Here is a 16,377-nt window from a genome sequence, read left to right as displayed (position 1 = left end):
AACGTTGAGTTCCATTCTGTGCCACCACTTAGAGTTGCTCCGAATGTATTATCGTTTCTATCGTAGGGAAACACCGCTTAACTTGGGAAAAGCACTTTTATGCTTTGCCACGATTACATATAACGTCATTTTTGCGAAGTTTGCAATCCCCTACACACGATGATTCTATGGAACTTCACGAATACCTCCAAAGTCGAGAAATGGTACAAACCTCCTTATTTCTCATCTATAATATCCTCTGCTTTGCTACCTGGCGCAAAGTTGCGTTGAATCTCTTCCAAGAAGCATTGAACCGCAGGTGCCAAATACCGATTTTTCATAATCATTAAATAAACTGTGCGTTCCAACGCAGGCGAATCTAACGTTTTGCGGACAATCGATTCATCCTTCAACTCAACTAAATAATTTTCCGGAATAATGGCAACGCCTAGATTTTCGCTTACCAATGTCAAAGCGGTCTCAAACCGCTCGATTTCAAATTTGACGTTCGGAGATGCTTGCTCGAGCGCAAAGGCTTTCAATATATCCTCCCTTGTCTGGAATCCTTCCATGCTAATAATGAAGGGTTCTCTCTCCAACTCTTTGAATGTAATGAATTCCTTCTGGGATAGCCCGTGATCCCGATGCAGCACCAGGACTAACTTTTCCTTGTACAAAGGAATCGATTCAATATCGTCTTCGTGGATGCACTGGTTGGTAATGATAAGATGGGTATGATATTTACGCAATGAATCGACCACCGCCTTTCTGCTCAGTACCTCGAACAGCTTAATATGCATCGAAGGAAAACGGCCTTGATATTCGCGAATCACTTGGGGAACCCACTGCCTCACGGACTCGATCATGCCAATCACAAGCTCCCCTCTTCCAGTCAGCTTTACTTCTTCCATCTCCTTTTTCAAAATGTTCATTTGGGAGAGCAGTCGAATCGACTTTTCATACAAAACGCTGCCCGCGTCCGTTAGTTCGATCTTTCTTGTGCTGCGTTCAAACAGCGGCGATCCGACCTCATGCTCCAAATTTTTAATGGCGTTGCTTAAAGATGGCTGTGATATATGCAGTTTTTGCGCGGCTTTGGAATAGCTCAACTGATCGGCAACCGTCACAAAATAATGTAATTGTTTAATATCCAGAACGATCTTCCTTTCTCTATTTATAGCTAAAAACTATTAATTTATTTGTATTATATATTTAAAATTATAAGAATGTCATCATATAATGAAACAACAGCATACGAGAAAGGGTGGGGACATTGCGAAAATCAATTGGAGCCGATGTATGGATCGGCCGAACCGATCATACGGAAAGAAGAAGCAGCTTCCGCTACCATCAAATTGTGGAACGGATGGAGCTGGATGGACCATGTAAAACCTTCTCTACCAACACTTGTGCCATCATCGGTTTTGAATGTGAGGAAGGCGTTCGGCGCAATCAAGGAAGATTAGGCGCGGCAAAGGCTCCGAATGCGATCAGGCAAGCGCTCGCAAGCCTCCCCTGGAGAACAGCGGAAGGCCATCGCCTTGTCGATGCGGGAAATGTGACTTGTTCCAATGACAAGCTTGAAGAAGCCCAGAGAGCATTGGGCCATGCCGTCTCTGATCTCTTTTCCAAATCCGCTACCCCTATTATTTTAGGCGGAGGACATGAGACGCTATATGGACATTATTTAGGTGTTCGGCAGCATATCGGATCAGATGCTTCGCTAGGAATTATCAACATTGACGCCCATTTCGACTTGCGCCCCTACGACAATCAGCCTTCATCAGGAACAATGTTCCGCCAAATAGTAGAGCAGGATGGCAACAGCCGCTATTTTGTGCTTGGCATCCAGCGTTTCGGCAATACACAAGAACTGTTCGACAAAGCGGACGAGCTCGGTGCCCGCTACATTCTAGAAGAAGACATGCATGAAGGACAGATTGATAACATCCTTTCATCCTTACACACATTCATGGAACAACAAGATTATGTCATGCTCACCCTTTGTACCGATGTTCTCAATGCGGCATTTGCGCCAGGAGTTAGCGCTCCCTCTCCTTTCGGATTGACACCGATGGTAGTTCGTAGCCTAATTCGCACGATCGCCGCTCATAAGAAAACGCTTTCTTTTGATATTTGCGAGGTGAATCCTGCTGTTGACGAGAACGGAAGAACCATAAAGCTGGGAGCATACTTAACGAATGAAGCGATCATGACATTTATGGGGAGGAACACTGATGACGCTGGCGCTTAATCAAGTGAATACGATATTTTTGGCCGTAGCCCTGCTTGTACTAGGAACCTTTTTTGTCAAAAAATCAGGAGTACTGCAAAAGTTTTGTATTCCAGCGCCCGTTGTCGGAGGACTGCTGTTTGCTATCCTAGCTACGATCCTCAAAACGACAGGACTTTTGGAAATCACATTGGATACTTCGCTCCAAAGCCTATTCATGCTCACGTTCTTCACCACGGTAGGATTGGGTGCAAGCTTTCAACTTATCAAATTAGGCGGCAAGCTGCTCATCATTTACTGGCTTGCCTGCGGATTCCTCGCTTTGGCTCAAAACGTGATCGGGGTTTCCCTCGCCTCGTTATTCGGCTTACACCCACTGATTGGGATGATGGCGGGGGCCGTATCTATGGAAGGCGGACATGGAGCGGCAAGCGCATTTGGACAAACCATAGAAGATTTGGGAATCCACTCGGCATTGTCTATCGGGATCGCGGCAGCTACCTTTGGTCTTATCGCCGGCGGGTTGGTTGGTGGTCCGACGGTTAAATTTTTGATAGCGAAATACAATCTGAAGCCAACGGAAACAAATGAAGAAGCAGCGAGCGTAGAAGCTTACGTTCAACCGATAACGACAAATTCCTTCTTCATTCAAGTGCTGCTCATTACATTCTGTATGGCGATAGGGACGTATTTGGGAGAGCTGTTCACATCAGCAACAGGCTTTGTCCTTCCCGGATATGTCGGATCCATGTTCGTGGCCGTTATCGTCCGCAACCTCGTGGATAAACTGGGTCCGAATGCCATTGACATGAAGAGCATCAACTTGGTTAGTGACGTGACGCTTGGCATCTTTCTGTCTATGGCGCTTATGAGCATCAAGCTATGGGAAGTGGCGGATCTTGCCCTTCCGATTCTCGCCATCGTGCTTGTACAAGTCCTCTTTATCGTTCTGTTCGGGATTTTCGTTTTGTTCAAGCTGCTGGGCAAAAACTATGATGCCGCCGTGATGGTCGCCGGGTTCACCGGACATGGCCTCGGCGCCACGCCCAATGCGATGGCCAATATGGCTGCCGTAACGGAGCGCTTCGGCCCTTCCCGCAAAGCATACCTAATTGTCCCCATTGTAGGCGCCTTTCTTATCGACGTGTTTGCCGTGCCCATCATTATTACGACGCTCAATTTATTTAAATAGAATCCTCATATAGCTCATCTACCTTAACAAAACCTCCTGTCCACGATATGTGGAATTGGAGGTTTTTCTGCTTTTACATCCGTTTGAGAAAAAAATAAAAAGAGACTCCGAACCGACCTTTCCACTTCTGGCTGCGCGGCTTGGTAATCCGACAAGTGCAGAGATTTCGGGTCAAGGGCTGGCGGAGATTCCGTATTTTTGAACGCATCCGTGCCTTCTCTCGGGAAGAGTCTCTTTGGGATCAACCTACTGTGTTGATGGATGGGACGAACCAAATGATATCGCAGGCAATCCAAAAACTGACCGACAAGCAGCGAACCGTACTTATCCTCCGTTTTTTTCACGAATATACGCTTGAGGAAATACACAGGTTGATGCACAAATCCAAGCTGAACAAAATGGAGAAACTCCTAAAACCAGCCTTTTTCGTTTAAACGGCGCTTAGCATATCCGACAGCCATTAGTCTGGATGAACAACTATTTTGTTACATCACATCACGTAGTGGTTGACCTTAACACCAGTGTCAGGGTTTATAATGAGGAAGAATCATTCGAGAAGGGGATTTTGTCATGAGAATCGGTGAACTTTCCGCCCGAACTGGCGTTAGCCTTCGCTCGCTGCGATACTATGAGCAGCAGGGCTTGCTTGCTCCCGCTAGGCATGCAAATGGCTACCGCGAGTATTCACCTCTGGCGGAAGAACAAGTGCGCACTATTCAGTTTTATTTAGGCCTTGGACTCTCCACGGAGCAAATCGCTGGATTTTTGCAATGCGTTCTCAAGAATAAAGAAGCCTTCTGTCAAGAAGTGCTCCCAATCTATGAACAAAAGCTTGCGGAAATCGACGAGCAAATCCATCTTCTTGAATCTATAAAGTCCAATCTGCAGGAGCGCATCCGCTTTATTTTGAACGAAAGACAAACAACGAACCGGGAGGAATGACGATGAGTATGCACGAAGTTAATGAACAATCATTTCAGGGATCTATTCGTGAGCAGGGGGTGACCCTTGTTGAATTCGGAGCAACGTGGTGCCCGCCATGTAAAGCGCTTCTGCCCATTCTCGACGAGTTAGATCATCAATATGGTGAACAGGTAACCGTACTCAAGGTAGACTGTGACGACTCCCCTGCCATCGCATCCGAATACCGTGTGATGTCTATGCCAACCGTCATTATGTTTCACAACGGCGAGCCGGTCGAAAAACTTGTCGGGCTCCGTCCTAAAAGTGTGTATGAAACACTAATCAAGCGGTATGCTTGATATTAGATATCTGTCTCTGTAGAAAGGACAGCACGATATCGTGCTGTCCTTTCCTATGAAGTCAGTTCGATAATTTTTGCGAGATAGAATATGATATTTTTTGTTAATTGATACAAGATTTTAGATATTGTTTTTAAAGATGCTATTTTTATTACTATCGTTTTTTTTTGGTATAATTGTGATTTGTTTTATATATTACATTCTGGAATACTTGTTACTATTTTCACGTAGTGAAAACAATACAGGAGGTAGTAGCAATGAAATTGTTCAAAAAAGGAGCAGTCTTTGTATTCTCTATTGTGTTGTTGTTTACGTCTTTAGGTGTTGCTAGTGCTAGTGAAGTTCAGTCTACTGATGTTAATGGAGTGCAAGGTATTGACTTAAATCAATTTTTTGAAGAAAATGTTGTACCAAAAGAAAAACAGGAGCTACTTAAGGAAAAAGTCAGAAATAATGAATTATGGGACGCATATAAACCCGAATTGCAACAACAAATTCCTGCTGACTTTTTTGCATTCGAGCCTCAATTAGGTAACCAGGATAAATATTATCGTTTTCCTGATGGTTCTTTCATCTATGTCGGAACGGAGATTGGAACGACAAGTAAGGATCCTGGAATGATACAACCATTTGGAAGCTCAACAGATCAATATGGAACTACATATTGGGATTTTAAATGCCAAAAAATCGTTGGTACAGCAAGTGCCTATGTATACGCAGACTTCTTCTTGGCTTTCGAAGGGAATGGATACAAATCAAAAATCTTTAAATTATATGGTGCAAATGCTTCGGGGTTTGGAGTTACTGGTACTCCTAGCACAGAAATAATAAGACCGATTGAGGATCTTGAAAAAGAAAGATCCGCTCTGGCTCGTTCCTACTGGTTTGCAAAAACTGATCTTAATTTTTCATGGGAAGGAAATGGTATAAATACTTCTATTGGAACCACTTGTTCCCTTTGGCTCGGTGCAATAAGAGGAAAATTGTACGTAGACTCGAAACTTCCATATTGAGAAATCTTATATAATTTAGTGGGAGACATTTAAATGTCTCCCTATTACTTTCATAAGTTGCCTTAGATAAATGTGATGAAAAGGAGGGACCGTATGTTTAGAAAACACTTTGCGTTACCATCATTATGTCTTATTCTAATCGTGGCTACTATTATTCTTTCGTATCAGCAATTTCATTTCCGCCAGGACCCGAAAGTCTATAGCTTTACTATTGAAACACCTGACTTACGAATAAAAAACATCGAATTTGTAGTTTATCCAGGTTCAAACTCTGTGTATGTTTCTGATCACGATTTAGAAATCATTGGGGAAGATAAACAGTTTTCAAGTGTTGCCTACGGTATATCTATTCATGGAAAAATGATTTTGTCGTTAAGTCAAGCAAATGACCCCTTCACTTTACCGGATGCTTCTAATGGAAAGATAACCTATACCTCAAGAAATTTAATTCGAGATGTAAAGGTTCGAACTGATGATGAAATTAATATTGAAATCGTATATAAAGCAAACGGGGTTACTACTAATAAGGTGAGTACTGTTAAATTAACAAATATAATCAAACCTTTTTCCACAACAGGCGATAATAATAATAATATCATTCACTTATAGATCACATAAAGATAAATAAAGTTAGAACCTCCTTAGTCACACCCAATTTTTCAGCTTACTTAGATTTAGGGCATGCTAGATAATGTAAAAACTAACATGCCCGATTACATTACTTCTCCTTACTTATTCTTGTAAAACCCTCCATTATAACACCAGACCTTTACGTGATGATATCGTGCAAAGATGAGGTGATAGGATTCATGAATACGTTCAAAACAGCAGAAATAGCTCGCAGCATTGGAATCCATCCCAACACTGTGCGGCTTTATGAGGAACTTGGACTTATTCCAAAAGCGGAACGAAAAGCGAATGGTTACCGTGTTTTTACAGATTTCCATGTGGAGCAGCTTACATTTGCGAGAACAGCTCTACAAGTTGAGGTTTTGCAAAACGGTCTGCGAAAACAAGCAATTGATATTATTAAGACCTCGTCTGCCAGAAATTTTGACAAAGCTATTCATCTGACAAACCGTTATTACCAACAAATAAAAAGAGAACAAAAAAACGCCGAAGAAGCTATCGCGATTACAAAGAAGCTTTTGTCAGGCGAAAACCAAGAACTAAGTAACACTAACTTAACCAGAAAAGAAACGGCTGACCTTCTGCAAATCTCAATAGACGTCTTAAGAAATTGGGAATTGAATGGTTTATTGACTGTGAAACGAAAGCAAAATGGGTATCGTGTTTATTCCGAAGAGGATCTCAGGAGGCTGAAAATTATACGTTCTTTACGCTGCGCAAATTATTCCCTTGCCGCAATTTTGCGGATGCTAAATGCTTTATCCAGTGATCCCAACGTGGACCTACGAGAGGCAATTGATACACCCGAAGAGACGGACTACATTATCTCTGTATGCGATAAACTGCTTACATCCTTACAATACGCCGAGAACAACGCTCGAATAATGCTCACTCACCTTGAGAAAATGAAAAGGCAATTTACCACAAGCCCTATCCTTTAACACCAGACTTTGCTCTGGTGTTATTTTATTTATGCAAAGAGAGCATTTAGGAAGGATTTGATACCGTGGAAACATCGATCAAGATAGAAAAGGTTATCTAAGTGGTATCGTTCACAAAAAGGCACTCTGGATAAGAAGAAAACCGTACTGAGGAATAAGTAAAGGGCTTGCAGGAAAACCTAAATCCGGTAACTTCATTAATTAACAGATCTGGGAGGTTGGCAAATGGCAAAGTTTTTCGTATTAGCAGTATTATTATTGGTGGCAGGTTGTTCGTCCCATAACAATATGACGCAACAGCAAGTGACTCCTAAACAAACACGAACATCAACTCATGGTCAAACTACTGCGCCAAACTCTGTCCTCACACAGGCATCATCAACAGCTACGTCATGGAAAGAGCGATCTTCCATGACAACAAAAGAAGCACAAAATGGAATTCCGTTGGATTTATTAGATCTGATTCGAACACCGGATGGAAATCCAGCAAACCAGGCGCCTACAGGAAATCCTGAAAATAAGGAGCCGACAGGTTCAACAGGATCAGTACAGGAAGGTAATAAAGAAAATAATCTATCCGAATTCGAGCAGCAGGTTCTGGATCTAGTAAATCAAGAAAGGTCTAAAACAGGATTAGGTTCATTGAGTAGGAGTGGAGAATTGTCAAATGTGGCTATGGTCAAGGCACAGGACATGTACAACAACAATTACTTTGATCATATTTCTCCAACACATGGATCCCCCTTCGATATGCTGAAGGAATTCGGGGTCACATTCAATACCGCTGGAGAGAACATCGCAAAAGGGCAAACCACCCCTACCCAGGTTATGAATGACTGGATGAATAGCCCAGGCCACAGAGCAAATATACTGAATAATAGTTATACCCATATCGGTATTGCTTTTTATAACAACACATGGGTTCAGGTATTTACTGGATAACGCCTTTCCTCTCCGAACAATAACGTACCAAAACCCGCAATTTATGCGGGTTTTTGGTGCTTCAGGCTGTCGACATTCTTATTTTTTACGAGAATTCTCCTTTTACGAATACTGAAATGAAACCCACGAATCCGCACTCGCTTCGGCAAACTTCACCAGTTCAACTCCACTGTACTTATCCATGCTTTCGCAACGCTCGCTTCCCCTAAGTATACCTACAGTATGTAATATTGGAAAATATCATCTTACACTGAAAATAGCCCACTCCTCCACCTATTGGCAAGTTGAAGTTCTCTGACGCTCCCAGATAACATTGTACGAACATCCCACTTACAGCCTTCAACTCACTTTCGAAATTCAGGTCAATATGTTAATGTGTTGGTTATATATTGAATAAATAATCATTTTTAAACGAGGTGGAACAGTGTTAGAAAATACCCCAAAATTGATTGCCATCGTGATATATATGGCAACTATGCTAGGTATAGGGTGGTATGCTTTCCGAAAAACGACCAACTTGACGGACTATATGTTAGGGGGACGTTCCTTAGGGCCTGCTGTAACTGCTTTAAGTGCTGGCGCTTCCGATATGAGCGGATGGCTCTTAATGGGGCTTCCGGGAGGGATTTACCTAACGGGACTGTCAAATATCTGGATTGCCATTGGCTTATCGGTTGGCGCCTATCTTAACTGGCTGTTTATTGCCCCACGTTTGCGCACATACACGGAAGTTTCCGGGAATTCCATTACCATTCCGTCGTTTTTGGAAAATCGATTTAAGGATCGCACCAAACTTCTGCGGATCGTTTCCTCTATTGTTATCCTAACTTTCTTTACGTTCTATGTTTCCTCAGGTATGGTGGCAGGAGCCGTCTTTTTTGAAAATTCCTTCTCCCTTCCTTACATAGCGGGGCTGCTCCTCGTTTCCGGAGTGGTTGTAGCCTATACATTGTTTGGGGGCTTTCTTGCGGTCAGTTGGACGGACTTTGTCCAAGGGCTTATCATGCTGCTTGCCCTTATCCTTGTACCGGTGTTAGCAATGAGCGAGACCGGTGGGTTTGCCAACACCGTTGATACAATCAGAGCCATAGATCTGTCCCTCCTGGACTTATTTGCCGGTACTACTGCGCTCGGCATCATCTCTGCAGTTGCCTGGGGACTTGGCTATGTTGGACAACCGCATATTATCGTCCGCTTTATGGCCATCCGCTCTGTACAAGAGACCAAAACTGCACGACGCATTGGTATGGGCTGGATGGTTGCTTCATTACTTGGCGCTTCATTAACAGCATTGGTGGGTCTTGCTTTTTTTACACAAACAAATTATACATTGTCTAATCCAGAAGCTGTCTTCATTCAACTTGGACAAATTTTATTCCATCCGTTTATTGCCGGACTTGTCCTTGCTGCCGTATTGGCTGCAATCATGAGCACGATTTCTTCTCAGCTCATTGTAACCTCTAGTGCATTAACAGAAGATTTATATAAGCTGATTCTGCGTAAAAATGCCTCTGACAAAGAACTTGTGTTCTTTGGACGAATGGCTGTTCTAACGATTTCAGTCATCGCCTGCCTGCTTGCGTTGGGCGGTGAAAACAAAACCATTTTAAGTCTCGTCGCTTATGCCTGGGCCGGTTTTGGCGCTTCCTTTGGCCCCGTTATCCTGTTAAGCCTGTACTGGAGAAAAATGACCAATTGGGGCGCCATTGTCGGAATGTTAGCAGGCGCAACAACAGTAATCATTTGGAAAAATATTGATTTGCAAATTACGAAAGATATATACGAAATCATTCCCGGATTTATTGTCAACCTTATTGTCAGTATTGCCATAAGCCTATTTACCTATCAACGAGACGAATCAATCGAGAAAGAGTTTGATACCAGCTTGAAACGGTTGCACACGAATGATGCTCACACACCTTGAGAAAATGAAAAAGCAATTACCACAAACCCTACACTTTAACACCAGACTTTGCTCTGGTGTTATTTTATTTATGCAAAGAGAGCATTTAGGAGGGATTGGATAACGTGGAAACGACGATCAAGGTAGAAAACTTGAGCAAATCTTACGCCAACGTCAAAGCGGTTGAACATCTAAACCTATCGATTTGTCGTGGTGAAGTATTCGGCTTGCTGGGCGCAAACGGTGCAGGAAAAAGCACCACCATTGAGTGTATATTAGGCACCAAAAAACAGGACAGCGGTACGGTGGCCATATTGGGAATGAATCCGCAAACGGAACGTAAAAAGCTGTTTGAGAAGGTCGGTGTTCAATTTCAAGAAGCCAATTACCAACAGAAAATAAAAGTGTCGGAACTTTGTGAGGTCACTGCATCTCTTTACAAAACCGCTAAGGATTACACGCGCTTGTTACATCAATTTGGACTTTCCGACAAGCTGAAAAGTCATGTAAGCGAGCTTTCGGGAGGACAGAAGCAACGACTGTTCATCGTTCTTGCGTTAATTCCAAATCCCGAGGTTGTATTTTTAGACGAGTTGACTACTGGGCTAGATGCGAGAGCAAGACGGGATGTGTGGAAAAGCCTTGCTAATTTAAAAGTAGAAGGGTTAACCATTCTGTTGACCTCTCACTTTATGGACGAGGTGGAAGCTCTGTGTGACAAAATCATGATTCTGAAAAAAGGGAAAAGCATTTTTTGCGGAACCGTACAGGAAGCGATTGCAGCCAGTCCTTATGAGAAATTTGAGGATGCATATCTTTGGTATACAGATGAGGAGGAAAGAAAATGAGAGCATTTAGGGCGCTGCTCAAAACAGAGTGCAAACTGTCTCTTCGCGGGATGGACATGTTCATCTTTGCGATCTGCATGCCTGTCGCCGTCGTGATCATTTTAGGCACAATTTTCGGAAATAAGCTAGCATTCGATGGCGCAGCTTATACCTTCCTGGAACAATCGTTTGGAGCAGTGGCCACGATTGCAATATGCGCTGGCGGAATTATGGGACTTCCTCTAGTGGTATCCGATTACCGAAGCAGGAGGATACTAAAACGTTTTAAGGTTACGCCGACCAGTCCCGCTCTTATACTAGCTGTACAAGTTGTAATCTATGCCCTTTATTCCATTGCTTCCCTTATCCTCGTTTATATGACTGCAGCGATTTTTTTTGGTTATCAATTTCATGGCTCGTGGCTGCAATTTTTAGGCGCATACTTACTGGTTATGCTGTCCATGTTCAGCATAGGACTACTGGTGGGTGGACTCGCGCCAAACATGAAAATAGCAAGTGCTGTAGCCAGCCTGCTATATTTTCCAATGCTTATCTTCTCTGGTGCTACCTTGCCTTATGAAGTTATGCCTGCAGCGCTTCAAAAAGTGGCCGATATATTACCGCTGACACAGGGCATTAAGATGTTGAAGGCCACTTCACTCAGCTTGCCAATGGATCGTGTCATCATCCCCGTGGTTGTGATGATTGTGCTTACAGTGACATGTATGAGTATGTCTCTTCGCTTCTTCAAATGGGAGTAAATGGATGCGTCAGGAACGTCAGACGCTAGTGATATAAACAGTGACAGTCTAGGACTTTATTTTCTCGTCCATACTGTCACTGTTTCCTAACAATTTTTATTTTCATAAAACACCTTGCACTACTTTTCGAGGAAAATCTGAGGCCGCTTTATGCCCAGGCGATCATTTTACAATTATGGTTGTGCCGTCGAATTTCGTAAGCGTAAATCCGCGGAATGGTTCGTTAAACGTATGCCTGTAGTTGCGAAGCAAACCAATGGCGGCAGTCTCGCCCAGATTCATTCCATGGAAGCAGTCGGAACGATAATGAATGCCTGCAAATCCCCGACCGATGCCCAAGTTATTGGCAAGCTTATTCAATTCACCGCCTATTGTGAGCGGCGCCCCGTTAAAAGGCTCAAGGGTCAGGCCGTCGTCGCTCGCTATAACTGGATTCGGTAGAACAAAATCTTCTTTGAAGAACGCCTTTAACATGGTGACGCCTGCGCCGGCAATTACGGCATGACCTGCCGGATAAGAAGGATGTGCCGGGCAACCTTCCGGGTAAGCCTGCGGCAGCAAGTAAGTGCCATATTTATTGAAGGTTAGTTCAACTGCGGGAGAATCCAGAAGCTGATGGTTAATCGGATAATTTACTGTGTTCGTTCGTTGATTTTGAACGAGACCGCCAAACTCTTCCGGTCGCAGTCTCCGATGCACCAGAAACTTCTGATACCAAGCAGATTCCATCGAGAAATTCGCGGCCCGAGCGACCAAATCCAAAATATACGGAGCACCAAAGGTGACAAATCCAGTCTGGGTGCGCGATTGGAAATACGGATTGGCCGGGTCAAGTGCGGAAGGCCCCAAGCTCAACAAATATAAACAGGCCATTAACACACCTTGATAAGAAAAATCTTTATGCACCCATTCGCTTAGATCTCTTCCGTTTCTTAAATATTGGGGCTCTGGATCATAGGCAATAGAAGCAGATGGAGCAGCGCCATTTTGAATGCTTAGCCATGATTGATAATCCGTTAAAAAATGTTGTTCTGCCAAAGGAACCTTGTATTTTTGAATAATGGCAGTGGCGCCAAATGGAATCTCTTTATATAAAAATTGCGAGAGATATGGACCTGCCAGATCGCCTTGCGTAACGCCGCGAAATAAGGTTTGCGGCGTTACTTGTCCATTTATTTTGGGTCCGTAAAAATCCGTCAGATTTGACAGGTTTTCCGCTGCTGCAGCCGCTAATGGATCCCTATCGTACCGATTGAAAGGAACATCGCGCAACAGCGATGCCCAATACAGTTCGACCATATCGCTGGCGGCCGCAGCACTGTTTATCGAAGGCGGAGCTGGAATCGTTAATGAATGCCCGTCGGGTCCGGCAAGATCATACACGTATGAGGCTTGCGGATTAACGAGCTTGAGCGTTCCCCCGAGCGGAATTTTTTCAAATTTACTTGGCTTTCCGCTTTTTAATGCTTTGAGATAGGTCTTGTAAGCATGCTGATCAACTTCTCCAAGAACGTTATGCGGCAGGCCTTTCGAGAAGTTCCCGATTTTGTTCGGATATTTTTTTTCATCGTGATTGCAGGGCTGCGGCAGGATTTTGCGCAACTTTTCTTCAATGGCGGCTTGTTTCCGAATTTGGTACGCTTTACATCGCCTTTCCTCCGGGTCGATGGGGCCGAGTACACACGAGTCATCCATATGATTCCTCCTTGAGCATTAGTAAGAAGCACAAAGATCTATATAATTTATTCAAATTTATCGATTTAGTATTGGATATATGTAGAGGACTTGACCATAAAAGAAAAAAGGGCTTTATTCCCATTTTTTCGCATCTGTAAATGCAATCTCGCCAAAGGTGTTCAAACATGGAATGGTGTTTTTAAGGAACGCATTTAAAATAGGGAGGTATCTAGTCGGTGCTTCTTTTAGATGTACGAAAAGCCTGTCCTTATATCGAAGAACAGGCTCATGTATAGATAAAGACCCGCACACTGCGCGGGTTTGCCGATAATGGACAAATATGCTCTTTCCAATAGCAGTGGTGTTGCATGTAAACGTGGAACCTGACGAAATTAAGATCTCATTTTAAAACAAAAAGCGTAAAATGATAATGGAAATAATACCTCCCACTACGGTTCCCAGCAAACTTCGTGTTTTTATCGCAATCAAAAAAGTCGGTATGGCTGCAAAAAATTCGATGTTATTTGTAAGCGGTGGAATCTTTCCATCATGGATAAATATCTCTTGACCTATCAGAGCTGCTATGACAGAAATCGGAACATAATTTAACCATCGCATTCCCCATTCTGGCAATTCAAAACGACTAAGCACCATAAGAGGAACAACCCTTGGAAGGAACGTTACAAACGCTGAGCCGAGAATAATCAAAAAAATGTCCCATCTTACTTCCATTTTTCCACCACCATTCCTATTGTTGAGGCAATAATTGTAGCAATAATAACCCCCATACTGCTGGATAACACGAAAGAACTTCCCACTGCAATGATAACTGCGATAATGGCGACAAAGATATCCAGTTTGATTTTATTTCGCCCTAACATGGAGAGGATGAGAATGCCAATAAACATAGCGGGTAAGGCAAATGCTAGTCCGAATTTCTCAGGATTTGAAATCCATTGTGCCAAAAATGCTCCTGCTACATTAGCTGCAAGCCAATTGATATAAGCGGTTATGTTGAGGCCATGCATCCATTTCTCACTGATTCGTTTTTTCTTTGCAGCCTCGGTAATCGCGACACCGAATGTCTCATCGGTGAGTAGAGAGCCTACCAGCATGTTTCGAAGCGGAGAAAGATGCCGAAAATAAGGTGCTAGTGCTGCACTAAGTAAAATATGACGAAGATTAACAAAGAAAATCGTAATAATTATAGCAGTAAGCGAACTACTTGTTGCGATCATGCCTGCAGCAATAAACTGAGCTGAGCCCGCATAAAGAATTAAAGACATTAGAGCGATCTCAGCTATGCTAAGTCCCGCAGTTTTTTGGATCACGCCAGCAGCTAATCCGATACTTAAATACCCTAGTAAGGTAGGGATACAATCTTTTACTCCTTGGATAAAGCTGTCTTCATCTTTCTGAGTCGAATTCATTTGGACATTCGACAGACTCATTTCATCCCCTCCTTATTTTTAAACATTAGAAGCTAACACACTAACTACTATGAAAAAGAGAAAGAAAATACGGTTCAATTTATTTGAACCGTTTTCCAGTAACAACATGAAATAGGTTAGGGTCGTTTTTCCAAAGTGCTTCTGTTTTCTCTGGACCCACTTCTTTCACTAATTCTGAAAACATAATGTCATGTCTGATGTATTCCATCGCGATTAACACAAGTGCCGGGTCTTCTGTTTTTACCGCCCATGCCGGTGTGTTTGGCGAAAAGTTTGCAATTAATACTTCTTCATTGTCCCGTGCAACAATCGTTAAGCGACCATTCATACGTTCCTCAGCTACTTCTGGAGCCATATAATTGTGATGAGTCGTTACACCAAGCCGAATCTCAGGTGCTCCAAAAAGAATCGAAAAAACGTGAATATCCTCTTTTATCCGCCTATCTACAGCACCTTTTACAGAAGAGACTTGCGGTTCCCAAATCGACAACCATATTTCTTCTTCCGCTTTATCGATAATGTCAATCATTTCGGCCGCAACGCGTTCATCACTGCTGATGCGTCGAATGACATCTACTTCCTGTTCACTTTCTAACGCAGATAAATTCTTTTCCAGATAATCCATAGAATTATCAAAGTCATTACGCAAGCGACGGATTAATTCTTTTGCGGGTAAGGGTGCATAGGTTACAGGGTCAGAAGGTACTGTATAAACCGCACCTTTATCCATTAATTTTGCTAACACTTCGTAAATCGTTGAACGAGGTACACCTGACCTTTTACTTATTTCATATCCGGTAATGGGGAAATTTTTTAACAGCCCTATATACGCCTTACATTCATATTGCGAAAAGCCCCACTTCTGAAGTTCTTTAAAAAGTTCTTCCATGGCAACTCCTTTAGTAGTTAGTGTGTTACTTACTATAAAATAAAATGGATTACCTGTCAAAGCAATCCTGGTTCCGTTTTTGAAAAATGATCGTCAGCCCACTGTTTTATTCCTGATTCTCCAACTTATGGACGAGGTATAATTACCCAAAAACGAAGGATAAATCCTTTTAAATCCATCAAAGGAACTATTTAGTTGCATGAATTTGACTTATAAGGAAAGTTATATTCCGTTATTATTTTGCGAACTCTGGCTCGTTCACCCACACTGCAATACATCTCCCATCCTCCCTAAGACCTACTGCCCAAGCCTTTCCGGACATGAAGAATCTGTAAAAAAGCATTACAAGGAGTAACAAGGGAACGTTGCAGTTACAGGCTTGATGTCCAGTATCAAACCATATGGAATTAACATACATCCCCTTATTCCATCCGAATTTCAACATGATAGATTTCAACTGAATAATAATATCGTCCTATGTTCATATATTCACATTTGAGCCGCATGACCCATTAACGAAACGCGAAACTGCTGTATATTTAACGGTGTAAACATGTATCGTTATGCAAGAGTATGCATGTTTGCACAAGCACGACTAGGCAAAGCTAGGGAAATCTAGTGACGCAAAACTAAAGGGGCTAAGGAAGAAATTCCATGCCTGCCAGACGCCGATTAAT

16 protein-coding genes, 1 pseudogene and 1 riboswitch are annotated in these 16,377 nt (G+C 42.8%); of the genes and pseudogenes, 12 read left to right on the top strand and 5 right to left on the bottom strand.

The annotated features are described in order from the left end of the window. Window positions 1–215: 215 nt before the first annotated feature. The gene (locus NO352_RS06625) at window positions 216–1,133 is read right to left on the bottom strand and encodes a LysR family transcriptional regulator (RefSeq protein WP_262866860.1); all 918 of its coding nucleotides are present in this window, start codon (window positions 1,131–1,133) and stop codon (window positions 216–218) included. A 110-nt stretch (window positions 1,134–1,243) separates the two neighbouring features. Here NO352_RS06625 and hutG point away from each other — a divergent pair, with 110 nt between their 5' ends. The 12 genes and pseudogenes from hutG (at window position 1,244) to NO352_RS06565 (ending at window position 11,683) form a co-directional block, all read left to right on the top strand. Beyond that, entirely contained in the window at window positions 1,244–2,233 is a 990-nt protein-coding gene (gene hutG, locus NO352_RS06620) for a formimidoylglutamase (protein WP_040736645.1), read from the top strand. Continuing rightward, a complete protein-coding gene (gltS, locus tag NO352_RS06615; protein WP_005550359.1) occupies window positions 2,217–3,404 on the top strand; it encodes a sodium/glutamate symporter in 1,188 nt (395 codons plus the stop codon). The genes hutG and gltS overlap by 17 nt, the downstream gene beginning before the upstream one ends. A 110-nt stretch (window positions 3,405–3,514) precedes the next feature. Continuing rightward, window positions 3,515–3,781 (top strand): annotated as a pseudogene (locus NO352_RS06610) (sigma factor-like helix-turn-helix DNA-binding protein); the annotation flags it as partial. A gap of 193 nt (window positions 3,782–3,974) precedes the next feature. Beyond that, window positions 3,975–4,346, top strand: coding sequence for a MerR family transcriptional regulator (locus NO352_RS06605; protein ID WP_005550360.1), 372 nt, complete (start codon window positions 3,975–3,977; stop codon window positions 4,344–4,346). Window positions 4,347–4,348: 2 nt separating this feature from the next. Then, window positions 4,349–4,666 (top strand): thioredoxin, encoded by a 318-nt coding sequence (gene trxA / locus NO352_RS06600; protein WP_005550361.1) that lies wholly within the window; start codon window positions 4,349–4,351, stop codon window positions 4,664–4,666. Between the two features lie 257 nt (window positions 4,667–4,923). Further along, window positions 4,924–5,679, top strand: coding sequence for a hypothetical protein (locus NO352_RS06595; RefSeq protein ID WP_171418990.1), 756 nt, complete (start codon window positions 4,924–4,926; stop codon window positions 5,677–5,679). A gap of 93 nt (window positions 5,680–5,772) precedes the next feature. Beyond that, the gene (locus tag NO352_RS06590) at window positions 5,773–6,288 is read left to right on the top strand and encodes a hypothetical protein (protein ID WP_289355123.1); all 516 of its coding nucleotides are present in this window, start codon (window positions 5,773–5,775) and stop codon (window positions 6,286–6,288) included. A 200-nt stretch (window positions 6,289–6,488) separates the two neighbouring features. Then, complete coding sequence (locus NO352_RS06585) at window positions 6,489–7,250, top strand: MerR family transcriptional regulator (RefSeq protein WP_268622497.1); 762 nt, start codon at window positions 6,489–6,491, stop codon at window positions 7,248–7,250. Between the two features lie 225 nt (window positions 7,251–7,475). Next, complete coding sequence (locus tag NO352_RS06580) at window positions 7,476–8,192, top strand: CAP domain-containing protein (RefSeq protein WP_005550368.1); 717 nt, start codon at window positions 7,476–7,478, stop codon at window positions 8,190–8,192. Between the two features lie 424 nt (window positions 8,193–8,616). After that, window positions 8,617–10,116 (top strand): sodium/proline symporter PutP, encoded by a 1,500-nt coding sequence (gene putP / locus NO352_RS06575; protein ID WP_289355122.1) that lies wholly within the window; start codon window positions 8,617–8,619, stop codon window positions 10,114–10,116. Between the two features lie 104 nt (window positions 10,117–10,220). Continuing rightward, a complete protein-coding gene (locus NO352_RS06570; protein WP_289355121.1) occupies window positions 10,221–10,943 on the top strand; it encodes an ABC transporter ATP-binding protein in 723 nt (240 codons plus the stop codon). Further along, entirely contained in the window at window positions 10,940–11,683 is a 744-nt protein-coding gene (locus NO352_RS06565) for an ABC transporter permease (protein ID WP_289355120.1), read from the top strand. The genes NO352_RS06570 and NO352_RS06565 overlap by 4 nt, the downstream gene beginning before the upstream one ends. 162 nt (window positions 11,684–11,845) lie before the next feature. On the opposite strand, the gene NO352_RS06560 is transcribed toward NO352_RS06565, so the two are convergent. From NO352_RS06560 to NO352_RS06545, 4 genes are all read right to left on the bottom strand, one after another. Continuing rightward, window positions 11,846–13,378 (bottom strand): vanadium-dependent haloperoxidase, encoded by a 1,533-nt coding sequence (locus NO352_RS06560; RefSeq protein WP_289355119.1) that lies wholly within the window; start codon window positions 13,376–13,378, stop codon window positions 11,846–11,848. 387 nt (window positions 13,379–13,765) lie between these two features. After that, a complete protein-coding gene (locus NO352_RS06555; protein ID WP_262866837.1) occupies window positions 13,766–14,092 on the bottom strand; it encodes an AzlD domain-containing protein in 327 nt (108 codons plus the stop codon). After that, window positions 14,083–14,811: an AzlC family ABC transporter permease gene (locus NO352_RS06550; protein ID WP_197267699.1), complete on the bottom strand. Its 729-nt coding sequence runs from the start codon at window positions 14,809–14,811 to the stop codon at window positions 14,083–14,085. Before NO352_RS06550 ends, NO352_RS06555 begins: the two co-directional genes overlap by 10 nt. Window positions 14,812–14,890: 79 nt before the next feature. After that, entirely contained in the window at window positions 14,891–15,700 is an 810-nt protein-coding gene (locus NO352_RS06545; protein WP_262866839.1) for a TrmB family transcriptional regulator, read from the bottom strand. 588 nt (window positions 15,701–16,288) lie between these two features. Then, a riboswitch (cyclic di-GMP riboswitch) is annotated at window positions 16,289–16,373 on the top strand. The last annotated feature ends 4 nt before the right edge of the window (window positions 16,374–16,377 follow it).

Source organism: Paenibacillus sp. S-12, assembly GCF_030363895.1.
GTDB lineage: Bacteria > Bacillota > Bacilli > Paenibacillales > Paenibacillaceae > Paenibacillus_B > Paenibacillus_B alvei.
This window is presented reverse-complemented; position numbering and strand designations above follow the sequence as displayed.